The 19,545-nt window shown below is 65.0% G+C and carries 18 protein-coding genes; 7 read left to right on the forward strand and 11 right to left on the reverse strand.

Going from position 1 to position 19,545, the window contains the following annotated elements; genetic code table 11:
- Window positions 1-77: 77 nt before the first annotated feature.
- The gene (locus ACMDCR_RS02460) at window positions 78-527 is read left to right on the forward strand and encodes a L,D-transpeptidase (protein ID WP_413990999.1); all 450 of its coding nucleotides are present in this window, start codon (window positions 78-80) and stop codon (window positions 525-527) included.
- 400 nt (window positions 528-927) lie between these two features.
- A complete protein-coding gene (gene trxA / locus ACMDCR_RS02465; protein ID WP_284312895.1) occupies window positions 928-1,260 on the forward strand; it encodes a thioredoxin in 333 nt (110 codons plus the stop codon).
- Between the two features lie 109 nt (window positions 1,261-1,369).
- On the opposite strand, the gene ACMDCR_RS02470 is transcribed toward trxA, so the two are convergent.
- A complete protein-coding gene (locus ACMDCR_RS02470) occupies window positions 1,370-2,203 on the reverse strand; it encodes a 3-keto-5-aminohexanoate cleavage protein (protein WP_413991000.1) in 834 nt (277 codons plus the stop codon).
- Window positions 2,204-2,296: 93 nt separating this feature from the next.
- Here ACMDCR_RS02470 and ACMDCR_RS02475 point away from each other — a divergent pair, with 93 nt between their 5' ends.
- Window positions 2,297-3,184 carry a MurR/RpiR family transcriptional regulator gene (locus ACMDCR_RS02475; RefSeq protein ID WP_413991001.1) on the forward strand — a complete coding sequence of 296 codons (888 nt, stop codon included), beginning with the start codon at window positions 2,297-2,299 and terminating at the stop codon, window positions 3,182-3,184.
- A complete protein-coding gene (locus ACMDCR_RS02480; RefSeq protein WP_413991002.1) occupies window positions 3,181-4,512 on the forward strand; it encodes an aspartate aminotransferase family protein in 1,332 nt (443 codons plus the stop codon). The genes ACMDCR_RS02475 and ACMDCR_RS02480 overlap by 4 nt, the downstream gene beginning before the upstream one ends.
- A 298-nt stretch (window positions 4,513-4,810) precedes the next feature.
- On the opposite strand, the gene ACMDCR_RS02485 is transcribed toward ACMDCR_RS02480, so the two are convergent.
- The 9 genes from ACMDCR_RS02485 to ACMDCR_RS02525 all read right to left on the reverse strand — a co-directional run bounded on the left by ACMDCR_RS02485 (window position 4,811) and on the right by ACMDCR_RS02525 (window position 14,587).
- The gene (locus ACMDCR_RS02485; RefSeq protein ID WP_413991003.1) at window positions 4,811-5,995 is read right to left on the reverse strand and encodes a mandelate racemase/muconate lactonizing enzyme family protein; all 1,185 of its coding nucleotides are present in this window, start codon (window positions 5,993-5,995) and stop codon (window positions 4,811-4,813) included.
- A gap of 201 nt (window positions 5,996-6,196) precedes the next feature.
- Entirely contained in the window at window positions 6,197-6,529 is a 333-nt protein-coding gene (locus ACMDCR_RS02490; protein WP_413991004.1) for a hypothetical protein, read from the reverse strand.
- Between the two features lie 200 nt (window positions 6,530-6,729).
- Complete coding sequence (locus ACMDCR_RS02495; protein WP_413991005.1) at window positions 6,730-7,728, reverse strand: Ldh family oxidoreductase; 999 nt, start codon at window positions 7,726-7,728, stop codon at window positions 6,730-6,732.
- A 323-nt stretch (window positions 7,729-8,051) separates the two neighbouring features.
- Window positions 8,052-8,918 carry a c-type cytochrome gene (locus ACMDCR_RS02500; protein WP_413991006.1) on the reverse strand — a complete coding sequence of 289 codons (867 nt, stop codon included), beginning with the start codon at window positions 8,916-8,918 and terminating at the stop codon, window positions 8,052-8,054.
- Window positions 8,919-9,308: 390 nt separating this feature from the next.
- The gene (locus tag ACMDCR_RS02505; RefSeq protein WP_413991007.1) at window positions 9,309-10,130 is read right to left on the reverse strand and encodes an ATP-binding cassette domain-containing protein; all 822 of its coding nucleotides are present in this window, start codon (window positions 10,128-10,130) and stop codon (window positions 9,309-9,311) included.
- Between the two features lie 7 nt (window positions 10,131-10,137).
- Window positions 10,138-11,046, reverse strand: coding sequence for a TonB C-terminal domain-containing protein (locus ACMDCR_RS02510; protein WP_413991008.1), 909 nt, complete (start codon window positions 11,044-11,046; stop codon window positions 10,138-10,140).
- Window positions 11,043-11,495 carry a TonB system transport protein ExbD gene (gene exbD, locus ACMDCR_RS02515; protein WP_413991009.1) on the reverse strand — a complete coding sequence of 151 codons (453 nt, stop codon included), beginning with the start codon at window positions 11,493-11,495 and terminating at the stop codon, window positions 11,043-11,045. The genes ACMDCR_RS02510 and exbD overlap by 4 nt, the downstream gene beginning before the upstream one ends.
- A gap of 3 nt (window positions 11,496-11,498) precedes the next feature.
- On the reverse strand, window positions 11,499-12,392 hold the full coding sequence (exbB, locus tag ACMDCR_RS02520) for a tonB-system energizer ExbB (RefSeq protein ID WP_413991010.1): 894 nt from the start codon (window positions 12,390-12,392) through the stop codon (window positions 11,499-11,501).
- A 68-nt stretch (window positions 12,393-12,460) separates the two neighbouring features.
- A complete protein-coding gene (locus ACMDCR_RS02525; protein WP_413991011.1) occupies window positions 12,461-14,587 on the reverse strand; it encodes a TonB-dependent siderophore receptor in 2,127 nt (708 codons plus the stop codon).
- 380 nt (window positions 14,588-14,967) lie between these two features.
- On the opposite strand from ACMDCR_RS02525, the gene ACMDCR_RS02530 reads away from it, so the two are divergent.
- The 3 genes from ACMDCR_RS02530 to ACMDCR_RS02540 all read left to right on the forward strand — a co-directional run bounded on the left by ACMDCR_RS02530 (window position 14,968) and on the right by ACMDCR_RS02540 (window position 18,730).
- Window positions 14,968-15,864, forward strand: coding sequence for an iron-siderophore ABC transporter substrate-binding protein (locus tag ACMDCR_RS02530; RefSeq protein WP_413991012.1), 897 nt, complete (start codon window positions 14,968-14,970; stop codon window positions 15,862-15,864).
- A 146-nt stretch (window positions 15,865-16,010) separates the two neighbouring features.
- A complete protein-coding gene (gene fhuB, locus ACMDCR_RS02535) occupies window positions 16,011-17,999 on the forward strand; it encodes a Fe(3+)-hydroxamate ABC transporter permease FhuB (protein WP_413991013.1) in 1,989 nt (662 codons plus the stop codon).
- Between the two features lie 14 nt (window positions 18,000-18,013).
- Window positions 18,014-18,730, forward strand: a complete 717-nt coding sequence (locus ACMDCR_RS02540) for a siderophore-interacting protein (RefSeq protein ID WP_413991014.1) — start codon at window positions 18,014-18,016, stop codon at window positions 18,728-18,730.
- A 124-nt stretch (window positions 18,731-18,854) separates the two neighbouring features.
- Here the strand turns inward: ACMDCR_RS02540 and grpE are convergent, their stop codons facing one another.
- On the reverse strand, window positions 18,855-19,487 hold the full coding sequence (gene grpE, locus ACMDCR_RS02545; protein WP_413991015.1) for a nucleotide exchange factor GrpE: 633 nt from the start codon (window positions 19,485-19,487) through the stop codon (window positions 18,855-18,857).
- Between the last annotated feature and the right edge of the window lie 58 nt (window positions 19,488-19,545).

The following is a 19,545-nucleotide window of genomic DNA, read 5'->3' on the forward strand; positions in this document are numbered from 1 at the left end:
CGCAGCCTGTGCCAAATCGCATGGCGGCGGCAGTCCAGAACGGCGAATGTCAGTGAGCCACATCGAGGAGCCCTGTCATGCCTACCCTGCGACTAATTGCCAAATACCGTTGGATTGCCGTTTTCTTCGCCCTGTTTGCGGGCACCCTTTTCCAGGCGGCGCCGGCCGCGGCGGGCGTGATCGCCAAAGTCGATATCGCCACCCAGAGCATGACCGTCATCGTGGATGGTAATGTCGAGGCGGTGTGGGCCGTTTCGACGGCGCGCAAGGGCTATTACACGCCGCGCGGCACTTACCAGCCCAAGGCTCTGCAGCGCATGCATTATTCCAAGAAGTACCACAATTCGCCGATGCCCTATTCGGTCTTCTTCAAGGGCGGCTATGCCGTGCACGGCACCTACGAGATCGGCCATCTCGGCAAGGCCGCCTCCCATGGCTGCATCCGTCTTGCCCCAAAGAACGCCGCCGCGCTCTACCAGCTGATCCGCACCCATGGGATCTCCTCGACGCAGCTGGAGATCAGCTGAGTCGGGGCGGCTCTTCGGATCCGGCCTTTCGCGAGGCGGTACGGGCAAAAGCCGGGCTTGAAGACCGGCCCCCGATACCGGCGGCCGAGCATTCGAGTGTCGCGGGATCGTGAACACTCGCCGGCTCTGACTCCAAACCGTCTGAGCGAGATGAGAGGGTTCAGAAGTCCCCTCGCCCTCGAAGTCCCCTCGCCCCGTTCTATTTTTGGACGTCTCATCTCGCCGAACCAAGATCAATTTCCACGAATTCCGCCCGTAATTCCCTCGAATCCGCATGGCAGCCGTGCACATTCGCGCGAGAGGGCCTTCCTCGTCTTGACGCCCGGCCCCGGCGTTCCTAGCTTCAGGCAACGGATATTTGCGTGGCGATTCCGCCATCCCCGCAGTGGAGAATTCTCAAATGGGTGCCAACACGATCAAGGTCACGGATGCGTCCTTTGCGGACGACGTGCTGAAGTCTTCCGAGCCGGTCGTCGTCGACTTCTGGGCCGAGTGGTGCGGGCCCTGCCGCATGATCGCGCCGGCGCTCGACGAGATCGCCACCGAAATGGCCGGCAAGGTCAAGATCGCCAAGCTCAACGTCGACGAGAATCCCCAGATCGCCTCGCAGTTCCGCGTGATGTCGATCCCGATGCTGATGGTGTTCAAGGACGGAAAGCCTGCCGCCCAGAAGCTCGGTGCCGCGCCCAAGAGCGAACTCTCGCGCTGGATCTCCGCCGCCGCGGCGGCGTAATTCCTGGGATCACCGGCATCCCGCCGGCTCTTGGAAACGATGCGCTTTGCGGCAGGGGAGAGCCGGCAGGATGCCGGCGATCCCAGAGGCGGCCTTCGTGCCGCCTTTTCTATGTCCGCAACATCGCCCGCAAATCGTCGGCCGTTCCAAGCCTCAGCCCACAGCCTTCGATGGCGCGTCGTGTCAGGGACACCATCTCGCCATTGCTCTGCGCCACGGTGCCGTCGGGACGGTAGAGATTGCTCTCAAAGCCGACCCTGGCATGCCCGCCCAGCAGGGCCGCGCTGGTGACACAGGCCGTTTCCCATCGCCCGAAGGCGCAGACGCTCCAGGGGCCGAAGACGGGCTGTCCTGGCGCCAGGAAGGGCAGCAGGTCCCTCGGGCCGGAAACCTGACCGGGCGTGTAGCGGCCCAGCACATAGAGGACCGCGATATCCTCCCACGGTAGCAGCCCCCGCTTGCGCAGTTGGTCGAGTTGCTGCGCTTCCTGCGGTGTGTAGAGGATGATCTGCGGCGTCACCTCTTCCCGCTTCAGCCAGGTGAGAAAATCGGCGAAGGCGATCTCCTCGCTCGCATCCGGCAGCAGTTCGCGCAGCGCCAGCGACACGGCTTCCGGCCGCACCGCCTGCACGACCGCCCGCTGCTCGGCCGGCGCATAGAGGCCGAGCGCCTCGCTGGTAATCTGGATGACCAGCCTGTCGCCCACCGCCGCGCGTATGGCTGCGATAGTGGTACGATAAGCCTCGGCATCGAGCAAATGCCCGCCATCGGGCTTGCGGACATGGGTGTGGATCATCGCGGCGCCGGCCTCCAGGCAGTCGGCGGCCGTGTGCACAAGCTCCAACGCTGTCATCGGGAGGGCGGGCTGGTCGGCCTTGCTACGCCGCCCGCCATTGGGGGCGACCGCCAGTATAACGGGGAGTCCTGTCGCTTGCGCTTCCATCGTGATCGATCCAATCCATGAAACATTTGTATTGAAATATTCTACAATGAAACATATGAATCGCTAGTAATCAAGCATACGCAGGCTCGCGTCATGACACATGGCCCGCTCTCGGCCCGGATCATCGAGGCATTCGACGCCATGCCGCCGCAATTGCGCAAGGCGGCGCGCTATGTGCTCGACCGGCCGCATGACGTGGCGCTGCTGTCTATGCGCGAACAGGCCCGCCGGGCGGAGGTTCCTCCCGCCACGATGACACGTCTTGCGCGCCATCTGGGATTCGCCGGCTATGAGGACGTGAGGGAGATGCACGCCCGGGCGCTGCGGGGTGACCAGCCAGGCTTTGCGGGCAAGGCGGGTGCCCAGTTCGTGCGTCAGGCATTGGAAGGCGACAGGGGGATGGCCGCTGCGATGCTGGCTTCCCTCCATCGCCAGATCGAGCATCTCGGCAGCGAGGACAGCTTCGATGCCCTGGCTGCCGTGGCGGACAGGTTGGCCGGCGCCCGCCGTATCTACAGCCTCGGGCTTAGGGCGAGCCATCCCGTGGCCTGGCAACTCCATTACATGCTGTCGCTTGTCGGGGAGCAGCCCATCTGTCTCGACGCCATCGCGGGTATGGGCGCCGACGCTCTCGCCGATGCGAGCGAGGAGGACGTGCTGCTGGCCGTCAGCGTCCAGCCTTACACGCGCCTCACCGTCGAGATTGCCGACTACGCAGCGCAGCGTGGTATCGGCGTGCTCGCCATCACCGACAGCGCCGTGGCGCCGCTGGCGCGCATTGCGCGGCAGGCCATCCTGGTCCCGACCGACAGCCCCTCCTTCTTCCACACCATGGCGCCGGCCTTTATCCTCGCCGAGATCCTGGGCACCCTCGTCGCCGGGCGTGGCGGGGAGGCGGCGCTCGCCGCACTGGCGCGCAAGGACGAACATCTGAGAGCGCTCGGCATCCATTTCAGCAAGGCAGGCAGTAGGCAGCCATGACCCATATCCTCCACCGCTCCATCCAGGCCGCGATGCCGGTCGCCGTCGGCGGCAAGGGCATCGAACTCTTCGACCGCGACGGCAAGGCTTATATCGACGCCTGCGGCGGCGCTGCCGTTTCCTGTCTCGGCCATGGCCACCCGGATGTGCTGGCGGCGCTGCACCGCCAGCTCGACATCCTCGCCTATGCCCATACCGGCTTCTTCACCAGCGCGGCCGCCGAGGCGCTGGCCGATCGCCTTGTCGAGGAAGCACCTGCCGGCCTGGATCATGTCTATCTGGTCAGCGGTGGATCGGAGGCGGTGGAGGCGGCCCTGAAGCTCGCCCGCCAATATTTCGTGGAGAGGGGCGAGCCACAGCGCCGCCACGTCATCGCGCGCCGCCAGAGCTTCCATGGCAACACGCTTGCCGCGCTGGCTGCCGGCGGCAATGAGTGGCGCCGTGCCCCCTTCAAGCCGCTGCTGATCGAGACGCACCATATCGATCCCTGCTACGCCTATCGCCTGCAGGCAACAGGGGAGAGCGACGAGGTCTATGCCGAGCGCGCCGCGGGCGCCCTCGAAGCCAAGATCCAGGAGCTGGGTGCCGACCAGGTGATTGCCTTCGTCGCCGAGACCGTGGTCGGCGCCACGGCCGGTGCGGTGCCGCCGGTCGCCGATTATCTCAAGCGGATCCGCGCCATCTGCGACCGCCACGGCGTCCTGCTCATCCTTGACGAGGTGATGTGCGGCATGGGCCGGACCGGCACGCTGCATGCCTGCGAGCAGGACGGCGTCTCGCCCGACCTGATGACCATCGCCAAGGGCCTGGGCGGAGGCTACCAGCCGATCGGAGCCGTGCTGCTCAGCGGCGAGATATTCAGGGCGATCGCCGAGGGATCGGGCTTCTTCCAGCACGGCCACACCTATATGGGCCACCCGATGGCTGCTGCCGCCGCCCTTGCCGTGCAGGACGTCATTCGCCGCGACGGCCTGCTCGCCAATGTCGCCGCCATGGGTGAAAGGCTGCAACGCCGGCTTGAGGAGCGCTTCGCCAACCACCACCATGTCGGCGACGTGAGGGGGCGCGGCCTTTTCCGAGGGGTGGAATTCGTGGCGGATCGCGCCAGCAAGCAGGTCTTCGATCCCCGCCTGAAGCTGAATGCCCGTGTCAAGCGCGAGGCGATGGCTCGCGGCCTGATGGTCTACCCAATGGGGGGCACTATCGACGGCATTCGTGGCGACCACGTCCTGCTGGCGCCCCCTTTCATCGTCTCGGAGGGCCAGGTGGACACCATCGTGGAACGCCTGGGCGAGGCGGTGGACGCGGCGGTGGCGTCGCTGGGGTAGAAGCGATACTCGCCGACGCGCGCTTGGGCGATGGGGCAGGAACTATAGCGTCTTGCGGTAGCGGCTACTAATCTCAGCCTGTCATTCCCGGCCGTATCCTCACAAGCTTTGCTTGTGAGTGCGCTCTGGAGCGCAGCGAGGGAGGGTGAGGGGAAGGGAATCCAGGGGCAATGGGAGTGACCGTTGGCCCCTGGATCCCCTTCCCTAGGCCTGCGGCCTCGCCGGGGATGACAGCGCCATTCTACGCCGATGGATCAAGGACGGAGCCGCTGATATCCCAATCGGCACGCCTTGCCTTTCAGCTCAGCGGTAGCCGGCGAAACACTCCGGGACGGTCGGGGTCGTGATATTTGTTGTAAGGGCCCTGGTCGAGGAAGAGCCGGTGCAGGCGCTGCAGCTTTTCCTGCGACAGGGTCACGCCGAGACCCGGTCCCTCGGGCACCGGCACGACATTGTTCTGGGGCCGGAACGGGCCTTCCTCGATGACGTCGAGAGGCTGCATGCGGAAGAGCGACTGGTTGGGCTCGCGGATATGCGGCATTGCCGCGCATAGATGCAGGTAGGCGGCGCTCGCAACGCCCGAATCGCCCGAATAGCACCAGAAATCGAGGCCGAGCTGCTCGCAGGCGCCGACGAAGCGCACCGTGCGGCCAAGGCCCCCATGGGTGGCGATATCAGTGACCACCGCATCGGGGACGCCGAGATCGGCGGCCTGGCGCAGATCGAGGCTGTGCACCGAGAAGGGAATCGAGGTGTGCTCGCGCAGGGCCTTGAGGTCATAGAGCGAGCCGCAGGGGTCTTCCCAGTTGCGGATGTTGAGCGGCTCGATCTCGCGGGCGATCTGGCGTGCCGTTGTGAGGGAATGCGCCATGTTGCCGTCGATGCGCAGCATGGTGCCGGGGCCCAGCGCCTCGCGCAGCATTTGCAGCATGCGCACGCTGGGTGCGATATCGGCCGTGTAGAACTTGCCTTCGAAGAAGGTGGTGCCATGCGCCTCCTTGAGGCCGAGGCAATAGTCGACCACCTCTTCCGGCGTGGTTTCTCCTCCATAGGGCCCCGCCTTCTCACGGAAGGAGAAATAATCGGTGACGGGGATGGCCCTGCGCACCGCACCGCCGAGGAGATCATGGAGCGGCCGGTTCCAGAGCTTGCCGCGCAGGTCCCACAGCGCCATCTCGATGCCCCCGAAGGCGCGCACCAGGCCGTAATCGATGTTGTTTGAGATGCCCTGCCAACTCGGCAGGCAGATCAGCTCGGCACTGGCGATGTCGATGGCGTCGCGCCCGATCAGCCGCGGGGCAAGGGTCGCATTGATGATCTCTGCATGGGCATGGGAGGGGGCTTCCCCGATGCCGGTGAGGCCCTCATCGGTCTCGATCTCGACGATCGTCTTGGAGAATCCCGCGAGCGATCCGTAGGACCATAGATAGGGCGCCTCCAGGGGGATGTTGACGGGGGTTGCCCTGACGGCGGTGATCTTCATCCAGCACTCCTATTTTGTATAGGCATAATGCGGGACGAAGAGCTTGGGAAGAGTATGCGGCTGCTTCTGCGGAGCGAGGCAATCTTGTGCCGACCTCCAGGTCGGCACAAGATTACGACGCCACAGGAAGTAATGCCGACCTGGAGGTCGGTACCCGGAACCGCATCCATGCCGAAATGGCAGGCGGCGGCCCGTTACGCCTCAGTCGGCCAGGACGCGGTCGCCGCGGCAGACATTCACATTGTCGAAGGTGGCTTCGTAGCCGTCGCTGAAGCGTACCTTGATGTCGAAGAGGCAATTCTCGCCACTCATCGTGAAGGTGCTTTCGCTCTTCGGACGGATGGCTTCCTCGACATTGGCCTCCTGCCAGGGGTCGCTCTCGCCGGCATTGGCGAACCAGACCTGCTGGATGGCACGACTGGAATTGCGATTCACCACAGTGAGGGTTCCGCCTGCCAGCGCGGGGGTGTACGGCAGCATGCCCGTCAGCGCCAACACGCTGCCGGCCAGGGCAATAAGTGTTAGTTTTCGCATCTCTCATTCTCGCTTGTGCGAAATGAATTCTACATGGAAGAGTAGCCCAGGGGGCAAGCAAGAAAGTGCCGGTTCGGTCGGCATTTGTCCAAACAAATCCACCATGACCGAAGGGAACTAATCCTTCAGAAACGGGGCTTGCAAGGAAACATTAGGCGACAGAGGTATCCCAATATTCTTTTGGTGGAGGCGTTGCTTGCTCAAGGCGTCTCTGGGCCATGCAACCTAGAGTATAGATCGTTATTAATCTCTACGCCTGCGTGCAAGTTGTGGGCTCTGGCCGCCAGCCGTCGATCGCCCGGCAGGCGCACCCCGTCCTGGGCCAGCATGGCGGTAAAGAGTTCTTCGATCCGGGCGGGGAAGCCGGCATCGAATGCCGCCGGATCCCACACCGTGAAGAACTGGCCGACGCCGGATGGCGGGCCGTCCGCCTTCGCGTAGGGCGAGGCGTCCTTGGAGAAGTTGGCGCCGGTCAGGCCGGCCGCGAAGAGGTCGATCATCAGGGCGAGGGCGCCGCCCTTGGCTCCGCCGAAGGGCAGGAGCGTGCCCGCCAGCGCCGCCTGCGGATCGGTGGTCGGCCGTCCCTCCGGATCGAGCGCCCAGCCTTCCGGCAAGACCTCGCCCGCATCGGCCCTTGCCCTGAGCGCCACCTTGGTGACCACGCTGGTCGCCTGGTCGATCACCAGCGGCGGCCCTTCGCGACGCGGAGCGGCGAAGGCCATGGGATTTGTGCCGAACAGGGGCTTGATGCCGCCCCAGGGTGCGATGTTCGGCGGCGAATTGGTGACGGCGAAGGCAACAAGGCCCAGCCCGGCTAGATCCTCGACGGGATGGCCGAGCACGCCGGCCGAATAGGAACGGGTCACCGTCATCGTGGCGGTGCCGCAGGCGCGCGCCGCGATGGCGAGGGCGGGAAAGCCCGCTTCAAACGCCGGATGGGCGAAGCCGTTGGCGGCATCGACATGCACGACGGCCGTCGCGCGCTGCGTCACCACGGGTACGGCCTTGCCGTCGACCTTGCCGGTCCTGAGGTGGGCGAGATAGGTGGGCAGGTAGCCGAGGCCGACCGAGCGGATGTCGTCAGCCTCGGCAAGGCGGATGGAGCGGGCCACCGGCCGGGCATTCGCGGGCGTGGCCCCGGCCTCGACGAGGGCCCGCAAGGCGTAGGCTTCGATGGCGTCGAGGGAAACGAGGGGCACGCGGGGAACTCGGTCGTGGAGGGGGCGGAGTCTGCCTCAGGGTGCGAGGTGGGTCAAATGGGCGGTTGGGCGGGATAGGGGGGCGACCTAAGCCTCCCCCACGAAGCTGGGGGAGGTGGCCGAACGAAGTGAGGTCGGAGGGGGTGTGGCCAGGATAAGGTGCAGGAAGCAAGATCCGAGGTTGGCAGTTTCTCTTACCCTTTTCTGCCCACACCCCCTCCGTCACAACTTCGTCGTGACACCTCCCCCAGCTTCGTGGGGGAGGCTGGCGTCGCGCTTCTTATTCATACGCTTACACCATCTACATAGCCGGCTTACTTCCATCACTCCACCGGCTTCAGATCCCGCAGGAATGCCACGAGCGCTGCATAGTCCTCGTCGTTGACATTTTTGTACCAATTGAACGCCATCAGTGGCACGATGTGGCTGCCATTAGGCCGCTGACCGGTCTTCAAGGCAGTGACCACTTGCGCATCTGTCCAACTGGCGATGCCATTTTTATTAGCCGGCGTAAGATTGGCGGAGGTGATCACCACTCCGCCCGGCATGCCGAATTCGTTGCCGCCGGCGCCGAGGCGTTTCATGTCGTTGCGACCCTGCACGAGCGGAGTGTGGCAATCCATGCAATGGCCGAGCCCGGTGGCGAGATAGGCGCCATAGGCGACCTTGTCGCCGTGCGGCACGTCGGCGACGCTCCCCACCGGCGGCCCATAAGCCTCAGGCAAGGGAGCCCTGTAGACCGATTTCTCCACCTTGTTGGAGACCGGCTTGACTTGCCGCAGATAGGCTACGACGGCCTTCACGTCGCTGTCCGACATGCCACGATAGAAGGCGATCGGCATGGGCGGCCCGATGATCGAACCGTCCGGCCGTTTGCCGTTTCGGATGGCATCGATGATCTGACCGTCTGTCCAGTTACCGATGCCGGTTTCCTTGTCCGGTGTGATGTTGGGAGCCACTGCGTGGAAGATCGGGGCATCGATGGCAAAGCCGCCCGCGAGTTCCTTGTCGGCAATCGGCATGCCGTCCGCCGCCTTGGGCGTATGGCAATTGCCGCAGGCGACGATCCCCTCCATGAGATAGCGCCCGCGGTCGAGCAACGGGTCCGCGCTTGCTTGCTGGTGCGGTGCCAGGCTTGCGGCCGCGAGGCCCATCAATGCCGCCGTGAAAAACGCCTTACGGTTCATCATGCCCTCCCGCAGCATGTAAATAGCTAAGGAGGACATACGCTATATAGTCTGTTCAGGCTACAATACTTCCAATCTGTACCTGTAATCGGTAATAATCATTTCGCATGAGGGCGAGTAGTACTAACGTAGTGAGCTATATTTCGGATAGGTTGTAGCTGCAAATACATGAATATGGACCGCCAGACGACGATCGAAGAAGAGCAGAATTTCGTTTGCACGGTTCCGATTCAAACGAGGAACCCGGCAGTAATGGATAGACTGGATGTCGTACATCCGCCTCCATGAATTGGCGAGAGCTGGGATAGTTGCTCAGGCCTGCCGTTGATCTTGCAAAGCAGCTATCTTTTGAGAAGCCTGCCCTTGCGTCCTCGACTAAGGCCTTGGGGCGCCTCAGTGCACGAAGCTGAGCGGCACACCCGTCTCGGGATGGGGTATCACACTCATGTCGATGCCGTAGATCTGCCTCAGGCAGTCCGGCGTCATGATCTCGGCCGGCGTGCCGCGCGCGATCACCCGGCCTTCCTTCAGGGCGAGGAGTTCGTCGCAATAGCGCGCCGCCATGTTCACGTCATGCAATACCACCACGATCCCCGCGCCGCGCTCCCGCGAGAGCTGCCGAACCAGGGCCAGCACCTCGATCTGATGGGCGACGTCGAGGGCGGAGATCGGTTCGTCGAGGAGCAGGCAGTTGGTGTCCTGCGCCACCAGCATCGCAAGCCAGACGCGCTGGCGCTCGCCGCCGGAAAGCGTGTCGACCATGCGATCGGCGAAGGCTTCGACATGGGCGAGGGCCATTGCCTCCGCCACCTTCTCGGTGTCTCGCGGCCCGAAGCGCCCAAGCGCGCCATGCCAGGGATATCGCCCAAAGGCGACGAGTTCCCGGGAGAGAAGACCGGTGGAGGGGGGCGTGTGCTGGGGAAGATAGGCGACGCGGCGGGCGAAGTCCCGTCCGCTCCAGGCCGACAGCGGCATGCCGCGCAAGGCGATGCATCCGCCGCTAGGCGCCTGTTGGCGCGCGAGCAGCTTGACGAGCGTCGATTTGCCCGAGCCGTTGTGGCCGATCAGCCCCACGACGCGGCCCGGCGCGAGCGAGAGCGTCAGCGGCTGCAACAGCGGGCGGCCGGGAATGGCGAAGCTGACGGAATCGAGCTGGAACATCGGCTCCGCGGCACCGAACTCGCTGAGATCCATGGAAGAGATGGCGTCCGGCATCGCGATCCTACTCGAATGGCAACGAAATATTCAGGACATGAGATCCACCCCCTGGCGGGGGAGGCAGAGACCCCATCGCCTGCATCAGGGATTTGGCTTTGGAGGCGATAGCGGGATTGGAGGACGAAGCGGATACCGATGTGATTTCGCCCGAGCCGCTTATCGCGATGGAAACATGGGCGATACCTTTAAGTCCGCCGCTGCGATTGGCGGTTGCCCGGCGTATTCTGGCATCGACGCTGCCTTTCCATGCCGCGAGTTCAGAGGCCGAAGCCTTCTGTGGCTTCGCGGGAGCCGCTTGTTGCACCTGCCGCACCTGTTGCGGTCTTGGTTGGTCAGCCTTGTCTCGCTTTTCCACTTTGCGCTGCGTGATGGGTCTCTTCTGGGTCTTCTGGGGCTTGGCGGCAGGCATGACCACCTCCGCCTGCGTGTTGTCAGACACGGTTGGAACATCCGGCAGCGGTTCGAGCGTTGCCGGCTTGACATCCTCGGGTTGCACCGGCGGCAGTTCGGGCTGCACGGGCTCAGCCTGCGCCGTGCCAGGCTCCACCGGCGGTGCCGTCTCGATCGGCGTGTCCGCCGTGATCTGTGGTTCGACTGTCTCAGCCTGCGCTGTTTGGGCCGGCAGCGGTTCGGCGGTCCCGGTCGGGGTGGCGGGCACGGCTTCGGCCCGAACCTCCGGCACTGCCTCCGCAGGAGCGGCTTCGGCGACGACGGCGACGGGCGGCAGGTCGATGATGACCGGCTCTGCCTCCTGGACAGCCATCGGCGGCTCGCCCGGCTGCCAGCCCCGGATGGCCCACCCCGCGGCGCCGTGGGCCGCCAGCATCAGCGTCGCTGCGCCGGCCCAGAGTGGCAACAGCGGCAATCCCGGCGAAGTGCCGGGCCGGGGGCCTTTGGAAAGCGGATCCGTCATGGCGCCGGTGCAGGTACGCGCGGTGCCGCGCCGGTATCTTCGAGGCCAACCAGCGCGATCTTGAGATAGCCGGCGCTGCGCAGGAGATTCATCACTCCCATCAACTCACGATAGGCCACGCCCCCATCGGCGCGCAGGAACACACGCTGGTCACGGTCTTTGCCCGTGAGCCGGTCGATGGCGGGCTGGAGTTGGTCGCGCGGCACGCCATTCTCGCCGAGCGCCAGGCTCAGGTCCTTCTTCACGGTGAGGAACACCGGCCTGTCGGGCCGTGGCTGGGCGCTGGCGTTGGAAACCGGCAGATCGACGGCGACATCGACGGTGGAGAGCGGCGCCGCCACCATGAAGATGATCAGCAGCACAAGGATCACATCGATGAAGGGCGTGACGTTGATATCAGCAACCTCGGAAAGATCGCCGTCCTGCTGGTCCTTGAGGGAAACACCCATGCCCTAGCCCGCTCCATGCGTACGCGCGATCGCGGGGGAGCGGACCGCTGCCGGCGCGGCGGCCTGCTCCTGCCGATCGAGGTCGCGCGAGACATGCTGCAGCACCTCGCCCGAGGCGTCCGACAGCAGAGCCCGATAGCCGGCGATGGTTCTAGCGAAGACGTTGTAGATGATCACCGCCGGGATGGCTGCCATGAGGCCGATGGCGGTGGCGAGCAGGGCCTCCGCAATGCCGGGCGCCACGACGGCCAGATTGGTGGTGTGCGATTGGGAGATGCCGATGAAGGAATTCATGATGCCCCATACCGTGCCGAACAGGCCGACAAAGGGGGCGGTGGCACCGATGGTGGCGAGCAGGCCCGTGCCACGCGTCATCGAACGGCCGGCGCGGGCCTCGATGCGGGCGAGGGCGATGGAAAGGCGCTCCTTGACGCCGTCGGCCGAGAGATCGCCAGAGCGCCGCTGCTCGCGCGCGGCCGCCTGCATGAGGTCGGCAACGGCTCCCCGCCGGGTCCAGCCGCTCTCGACCGCCTGACGCGCCGCTTCAAGGCTCTCGGCGCGTTCCAGCATGCGGGTAGCCGCCTGTGCCCGGCGCCTGGCGGCAAGAAGCTCGATACCTTTGGCGAGCCACACCGTCCAGGTCACGAGGGAAGCGAAGGCGAGGCCGATCATAACGCACTTCACCACGATATCGGCCTGGATGAACATGCCCCATGGGGAGAGGTCATGTGGCAGTATCGCCGAGAGTGGGGCAGCAAGGCCAGTGCCGCCATCGGCCTCCTGGGCGAAGGCGGGCGCTGGCGTCAGCACGGTGATGAGGCCGAGCGGGACACGCCATGCGCGAGCCTTGGCGGAAAAGAGCGCGCCAAACGCGGAGTGTCGATCTCCGATCGCCATCACCCTTCCCAACAGGCGTATCGTTTCCGGCAATGGCGGTCGGAGACCGCCACTCCATTTCCGCCGCCTTACCATGTGTAGCTAGCCTTGAAGGACGCAACCCGGCCCGGGCCGTAATAGCAGGAGAGTGCTCCGTTGCAGGCCGCGACGTAACGCTTGTCGAAGACGTTGTTCACGTTAACGGCCAAGTCCCAGTCCTTGTACTTGTAGTGTACGCCGGCATCGAACAGAACCACGGCGGGCACCTTGTAAACATTCTGGTTGTCCGCATAGGACGAACCGAGATAGCGGATGCCGCCCTGCAAGCCGAGATTCTTCAGGAAACCTTCCTGGAAGGTGTAGTCGGCCCACACCGATGCGGTGGTCTCAGGCACGATGCTCGGACGCTTGCCGATCACGGTGGGATCCGTGTTCTTCTCGATCGTGATCTGCGAGGTCGTGAACGCCGCCGTCATCTTGAGGGCTTCGGTGACATTGGCCTGCGCCTCGAACTCGAAGCCGCGCGAACGTACTTCGCCAAGCTGGTTCTGGAAGAACAGATGGGCGGTGTCGTTCGTCAGCACGTTCCGCTTCGTCAGATCATAGTAGGCGGCGGTGATCAGGCCGTCGAAGAAGGTCGGACGATATTTCACCCCGGCTTCATACTGGACGCCGGTCTGGGGCTTGAAGGGCTGGCCGGCGAAGTTGGAGCCGATCACTGGATCGAAGCCGCGGGCAATCGAGACATAGGGCGTGATCCCGTTGGAGAAAGCGTAGGATAGGCCAGCGCGGCCGCTGAGGGCGCCGGCGACGCCGCTGAAATTCGCCGTGCCCGAGCTTTCGGTCCAGACCCGGTCATAGCGACCGTTCAGTGTCAGCAGCCAGTTGTCGGCGAAGCTGATCTGATCCTGCAGATAGGTGCCGAACTGGTTCATCGTGTAATGCTGGCGGATGTAGGGAGCGCCTGTTGCCCCCTGTGGGGCGCCGTAGGCAGGGTCAGTCGCACTGATCGGCGTGGCGTTGAACAGGGCCTGCGACTGGTTGATGTTGTAGTATTTGTAGTCGATGCCGAACAGCACGTCGTGGGCCACCGGGCCGGTGTCGAACTTGCCTTCAAGCTGATTGTCGGCCGAGACGGTGTTCACCACGGTGTGCTGCTGGAATCCGATGCGGTAGAGCTCGTTGTCCGGCGTCAGCGGCAGAGGGTTGCCGCCGCCGAAGGCGGCAGCGGGATCGTAGTAGCCATAGGGATAGGCGTAACGCTCGCGCGTATCCAGGTAGCCGTAGCGGACGTTCTGGCGAAAGGTCCAGTTGTCGTTGAAATCGTGCCTGAACTCGTATCCGAGCAGCGCCTGCGCGCGGCGATACATGTCATCAGACGGTTCGGCCGAATAGAAACTGCGGGAGATATAGCCGAAGTTCGCCGGTTTCACCGTGCCGTTATAGGGCAGGAAGCCGCCGGTGTGGTCGAGGTCCATATTGGTATAGCTGCCGAGCAGTGTCAGGCTCGTGGCGTCATCAGGCTTGAAGGTCAGCGATGGCGCGATATAGCCCTGGATGCCCTTGGCCTTGTCGACTTCATAGCCGCCACCCGCGATCTTGCCGTTCACGCGGTAGCTCCACACACCTGCATCGTCGATCCTGCCGCCCAGATCGAAGCCCGTATAGGCATTGCCCCAGGTGTTGATGCCGGTCTCGATTTCATGAACCGGCTGATCGGTCGGCCGTTTGGAGACGAGATTGAGAATGCCGCCGAGATTGCCGCCGCCATACAGGGTCGAGGACGGGCCGCGCAGCACTTCCACGCGTTCGAGCTGGTAGGGATCGATATAGAAACTGCCGAAGGCGTATTGATAGAGCGGCAGGCCGTCCAGGAAGATGCCGGTCTGGCTGGCATCGAAGCCGCGGATGAACACCCAGTTGGTGCGGGAGTCGTAGCCATAGGGCGCGCCGGTGACTCCGGCGGTGTAGGAGAGGGCCTGGTCGAGTTTCTGCGGTTGCTGAGCCTCCAACTGCTCGTGGCCGATCACCGTGACCGATTGCGGGACCTTCTCGATAGGCGTGTTGGTCTTCGAGCCGGCAGTGGTCTGCTTGGCGACATAGCCATTGATGGGCCCCGTGGGCGATTCGCCTGTCACCGTTACCGGATTGAGCTCGATGACGCCATTGTCGGTGGCCTGCGCTTTCGCCCCCGTCGCCAGGACCAAGGCGAGCATGCTCGATGCCGCCAACGCCCCCACCCGCACACATGCTCGTAAATGTCGCTCCATAATCTCCAGTCACCCCGCTTCGCGATGATACGCTTCGTAGAGTTCACCCAACCGAAGCGCTGCGGCTGGACGTTAAGACTCAAATTATCCACATTGTAAATAAGTTTAATCTAAAACTAATCAAAACTTCTGATGTCTAAAGTTCTAAAAGTGTGCAGTTTTTAGAGGATATAAACTGCACTCTAAAATTTATACGATCTCTTGCATATACTATATTCTGAGTGCGATAAGCCTGGCGATGATGAGGCCAGCTGCACTACGGCAGATGCGGCGCCGATCCGGTACGGGACAATGCGATGCGATCGAACGCGGGAGGTGGAAAAGCGATGACGCGACGGGCCATGGCCGGACGCTTGTTGGCCGGCGCTCTCGTCGCGGCGCTGCCCGTGCCGGGACATGCCCTCGACCCACAGCCCACGGGCGTACCCCGCCGCATCGTGGCTCTCGACTGGACGGCCGCCGCCATGCTGCTGTCGCTCGGCGCGGCGCCGGCCGGAGTCGGAGATGCGGAGCTCTACCGCATCTGGGTCGCCGAGCCGGCGCTGCCGCCCGACACACCCGATCTCGGACTGCGCGACGCGCCCAATCCCGAGATCATCGCTGCGCTGAAACCCGATCTCATCCTGGTCAGTCCGCTCGGCGCCGCAACCCGGCCCTTGCTCGAGCGTATTGCGCCGACTTTCGAGGTTTCGATCGCCGGTGGGGGCGACGTGCTTGCGGAAGCTGGCACACAACTTCGCCTGCTTGGCCGGCTCTTGGAGCGCGGCCCCGAGGCCGACAAGGTCATCGCGGACAGCAACGCCCGCTTCGGCGCCCTGCGTGCCCGGCTGGGGCCAGCAGCAAGACGCAGGCCCCTGGTGGTCCAGTTTCTCGATGCCCGATTCGTGCGCGTTTATGGGCACGGCAGTATGCCCGGCGCGGCGCTGGAGCGTCTCGGCCTGACGAATGCCTGGACGCGGCCGGTCAACGACTGGGGCTTTGCCCTGGTCGGTACGGAGAAGCTGGCCGCCTTTCCCGATGCCGATATCGTGGTCGTCGATCCCCTGCCCGCGGGGGTGACGATCGCGCCGGATCCGGCGAGCCTGTGGGGCAACCTGCCGTCGGTGCGGCAGGGCCGCGTCCGCCATCTGCCGGCGGTCTGGACCTTCGGCGAGATCACCGCCGCCAACCGCTTCGCCACACTTCTCGTCGATCGGTTGGGAAGCGGCGATGCGCGGTTCTGACTGGCCCACCGAAAAGCCGACGGAGGCTCGACCTTTTGTCATGCCCGGGCTTGTCCCGGCGATCCAGAACCGCGCCGGCAGAAGGCGCGGCTGGATGCTCGGGACAAGCCCGGGCATGACAAAGTTGAGCCCGGGATAACGAAGCCATGAATTTCGATCTGCGAGCGGACATTCACCGCCTTGCCACAACGCTGGTGACGTTCGTCCTGCTGGCGGCAGGGCTGACCGCGTGGTGCTGGAATGTCCAACTGCCCTTCGCGCAATGGATACAGGCGACCTTCGATCCCAACCTCGATGATCCCCAGCAGCTCGTCTTTCACTTCTCGGCCCTGCCCCGCGGCGCCACCGCCTTCCTCGCCGGCGTGGGGCTCGGCACCGCCGGCCTCCTGCTGCAGCAGATCCTGCGCAATCCCCTGGCGTCCCCCACCACCCTGGGCCTCGAGGCCGGGGCGCAACTGGCGATGACTCTTGCCCTGGTGATGGCGCCGGCTTTGCTGGTGGCGCGGGAGGCCGTGGCGATGGCGGGCGCCCTGACAGCCCTCGGCTTCGTGATGCTCTGCGCCGCGCGCAACCGTTTCTCCTCCATCGCACTGGTGCTGGCTGGGCTGGTGACGGGCCTGTTCTGCGGCGCCTTGACGGTGGCGCTGCGCCTGATCAATCAGGAATATGTCGCCGTGCTCTTCCTGTGGGGTGGCGGTTCGCTTGCCCAGCAGGACTGGTCGGCGCCCCTGGCGCTGGCGCCTCGCCTTGCTGTCCTCCTGATGTTCGCCACCCTCGCCGCGCGTCCGCTGGCGCTGCTGTCGCTGGACGATGAATCTGCACGCGCCATCGGTCTGCCGCTCGCCTGGGTGCGCGGCCTCGGTGCGGTGCTGGCGGCTCTGCTGACCGCTGCAGTCACCGCCCAGGTGGGCGTGATCGGCTTTGTCAGCCTTGCTGCCCCACAGATCGCGGCCCTTTCCGGCGCCAGGCGCTTCGGCGCCAGGCTCGTGGCGGCGCCGCTGGTCGGCGGCCTTCTTGTGTTGGCGATGGACGGAGTCGTTGGCCTGCTGGAGCTCTCCGGCATCGTCAATCTGCCCACCGGCGCCGCCACGGCGTTGCTGGGCGCGCCGCTTCTCCTCTGGTTGCTGCCGCGCCTGCGTCGCAGCGAACCACCGGCTATCCGTGCCGCCCAGACAAGGCGCATCGGCAATCCCTCCCGCCTCCTGTGGCTGCTGGCGTTCCTGCTGCCCGTCCTGCTCGCTATCGCCCTCCTGGTCGGCCATGACGGCGACAGCTGGCATCGGACGGCGCTTTCCGATTTCGCCGCTGTCGAACCCTGGCGCTTGCCGCGCACCCTGATATCCCTTCTCTCCGGCGCTATGCTGGCGGTGGCGGGTCTCGTGCTGCAGCGCGTCTCGGGCAATCCGCTGGCGGCGCCGGAGGTGCTGGGGGTCGGCACCGGTGTTGCTTTCGGCCTGGTGGCCGCCCTGATCCTGAGCGCGGCGCCAGGCCCTGTCCAGCAGACTCTTTACGGCGCGATGGGCGGCTTCCTGGCACTGTCGCTGGTGCTGCTCGCCGGCCGCCGCAACGGCTTTGCACCCGATCACATGCTGCTTGCAGGCATCGCCCTTTCGGCCTTGCTCGATGCCCTCGTCGTCGCCTTCCTGGCACTCGGCGACCCGCGCGCCAACCAGGTGCTGGCCTGGATCGCCGGTTCGACCTACCTGGCTGACTGGCCGAGTGTGGCGCTCGCCGCCGGTTTTGCCGCGGTCCTTCTCCCGACTCTCCTGGTGCTGGTGCGCTGGCTCGACCTCATGCCGTTCGACGAGGCGTTGACACGGTCCCTGGGCCTGCCTCTGCCGGGCGTGCGTCTCGCGATGATGGGCATTGCCTCGATGCTGACCGCCGCCGCGGTGATGGCGACGGGGCCACTCACCTTCGTCGGCCTAGCCGGACCCCATATCGCCCGTCTTCTCGGCATGCGCCGGGCCGCCAGCGAGGTGCTCGCCTCCGCCCTGATCGGCGCCCTCATAATGGTCGCCGCCGATGCGCTCGCCCGCACCGCCATCGCCCCACGCCAGTTGCCCACCGGCATCATCGCCGCCTTGATCGGCCTGCCCTATCTCGTCTGGCAGCTCGGGCGCAAACCCCAATGAAGGAATGAGCCCGCATGTCCGCCGCGCGACCGATCACGGCCACCGTCCTTGCCACATGCAACCTCGCGCCAGATCTGCGCCGGCTGGTGCTCGGCGGCGGGGACCTCCGTGCCTTGCTGCCCCCGCCCGGCGCCCTTGGGCCCTATCTTAAGCTGCATCTTGCCGATGCAGAGGGTTGCGAGCGCATCCGCACTTATTCGCTGCGCCATTTCGATCTGCAGCGTGGCGAACTCCACGTCGACATCGCCCTGCATGGCGAGGATTCCGTCGGCTCGCGCTTTGCCCTGCAGGCGCGTCCCGGCGACAAGGTCGGTCTGCGCGGCCCGGGTGTGATCCCCGCCCCGCCTTGCCGCTCCTATCTGCTGGCGGGCGACCACACGGCCCTGCCGGCGATCGCCCGCACGCTCGAAACCCTGCCTGGGGACGTCGCTGTTACCGTGGTGCTGGAGACACCCAATCCGGACGCGCGCTGCCTGCTCGCCTACACCGGGCGGGACATCTGCTGCCTGCAGCGCCGCCCGGGCGAGCCGAGCCGCCTGATGGATGCCGTGTCCGAAGCCACACCGCAGAAGCGCGAGGATCTCATGGTCTGGGCCGGCGCCGAGGCCGGCATCGCCCGTGCCATCCGCAAGTACGCCCGCACGACGCTCCGTCTGCCACCGGCGCGCTGCCAGATCCTCAACTACTGGAAGGCTGGGCGGGCCGAGGGCGAATTCGACTGCATGGCATGAGAGCGGAGGAGGGGCGGTCTCTGCCACCACATCGGCTCCTGCCGGTGTGACGATACCATTCTGGGAACCGATGCACTCGCAGGAGAGGAGGATGGCAGTCGGAGACTGCCACTCCGGTGTTGACTCAGCTCTGCTTCTCGGCCTCGGCCGTTGCCGGCTTTGGCCCGCCGCGGGCGACACCCACCATTGCCGGGCGCAGCACGCGCGAGCCGATGCTATAGCCGACCTGCACGACCTGGGCGACCGTGCCGGTCGCTACGGACGTGTCGGGTACCTCGAAAATAGCCTGGTGGAAATTCGGATCGAAGCGCTCGCCCTGCGGATCGATCTTCTTTACGCCGTGCTTTTCCAGCGCGCGGAGCATGGCCTTTTCTGTCAGCTCCACGCCTTCGACCAGCGTCTTGACGGCCGGATCGCTCTCGCGAGCCTCGGCAGGCGTGTTGGCCAGCGCCCGGGCCATGTTGTCGGCGACATCGAGCATGTCGCCGGCGAACTTGGCCACGGCATACTGGCGCGTGTCGTTGACCTCGCGCTCGCCGCGGCGGCGTACATTCTCGACCTCGGCCAGGGTGCGCAGCAGCCGATCCTTGAGGTCTGCATTCTCGGCCTGGAGCTTTGTCAGCACTTCGAAGGCATTGTCGTTGGTGGCGTCCTGCTCGCCGCCGGCCTGGCCCGTGCTTTCGGCCGTCGCTTCGGCCGAAGCATTCGCTTCCGCCTCGATCGGGGTCTCGACTTCGGGTTTGGTCTTGCTCGTCATCTCACCTGTTCCAAAAAATCATTCGGGCCGGATATCAGCGCCCGAAGGCCTAAAATCA

The organism is Labrys okinawensis (assembly GCF_047345005.1).
Classification (GTDB): Bacteria; Pseudomonadota; Alphaproteobacteria; order Rhizobiales; family Labraceae; genus Labrys; species Labrys okinawensis.

Excerpts from the sequence above, each read along its gene's own strand:
- ACMDCR_RS02460 (WP_413990999.1), top strand. The coding sequence starts at position 78 with ATGCCTACCCTGCGACTAATTGCCAAATACCGTTGGATTGCCGTTTTC.
- trxA (WP_284312895.1), top strand. The coding sequence starts at position 928 with ATGGGTGCCAACACGATCAAGGTCACGGATGCGTCCTTTGCGGACGAC.
- ACMDCR_RS02470 (WP_413991000.1), bottom strand. The coding sequence starts at position 2,203 with ATGGAAGCGCAAGCGACAGGACTCCCCGTTATACTGGCGGTCGCCCCC.
- ACMDCR_RS02475 (WP_413991001.1), top strand. The coding sequence starts at position 2,297 with ATGACACATGGCCCGCTCTCGGCCCGGATCATCGAGGCATTCGACGCC.
- ACMDCR_RS02480 (WP_413991002.1), top strand. The coding sequence starts at position 3,181 with ATGACCCATATCCTCCACCGCTCCATCCAGGCCGCGATGCCGGTCGCC.
- ACMDCR_RS02485 (WP_413991003.1), bottom strand. The coding sequence starts at position 5,995 with ATGAAGATCACCGCCGTCAGGGCAACCCCCGTCAACATCCCCCTGGAG.
- ACMDCR_RS02490 (WP_413991004.1), bottom strand. The coding sequence starts at position 6,529 with ATGCGAAAACTAACACTTATTGCCCTGGCCGGCAGCGTGTTGGCGCTG.
- ACMDCR_RS02500 (WP_413991006.1), bottom strand. The coding sequence starts at position 8,918 with ATGATGAACCGTAAGGCGTTTTTCACGGCGGCATTGATGGGCCTCGCG.
- ACMDCR_RS02505 (WP_413991007.1), bottom strand. The coding sequence starts at position 10,130 with ATGCCGGACGCCATCTCTTCCATGGATCTCAGCGAGTTCGGTGCCGCG.
- ACMDCR_RS02510 (WP_413991008.1), bottom strand. The coding sequence starts at position 11,046 with ATGACGGATCCGCTTTCCAAAGGCCCCCGGCCCGGCACTTCGCCGGGA.
- exbD (WP_413991009.1), bottom strand. The coding sequence starts at position 11,495 with ATGGGTGTTTCCCTCAAGGACCAGCAGGACGGCGATCTTTCCGAGGTT.
- exbB (WP_413991010.1), bottom strand. The coding sequence starts at position 12,392 with ATGGCGATCGGAGATCGACACTCCGCGTTTGGCGCGCTCTTTTCCGCC.
- ACMDCR_RS02525 (WP_413991011.1), bottom strand. The coding sequence starts at position 14,587 with ATGCTCGCCTTGGTCCTGGCGACGGGGGCGAAAGCGCAGGCCACCGAC.
- ACMDCR_RS02530 (WP_413991012.1), top strand. The coding sequence starts at position 14,968 with ATGACGCGACGGGCCATGGCCGGACGCTTGTTGGCCGGCGCTCTCGTC.
- fhuB (WP_413991013.1), top strand. The coding sequence starts at position 16,011 with ATGAATTTCGATCTGCGAGCGGACATTCACCGCCTTGCCACAACGCTG.
- ACMDCR_RS02540 (WP_413991014.1), top strand. The coding sequence starts at position 18,014 with ATGTCCGCCGCGCGACCGATCACGGCCACCGTCCTTGCCACATGCAAC.
- grpE (WP_413991015.1), bottom strand. The coding sequence starts at position 19,487 with ATGACGAGCAAGACCAAACCCGAAGTCGAGACCCCGATCGAGGCGGAA.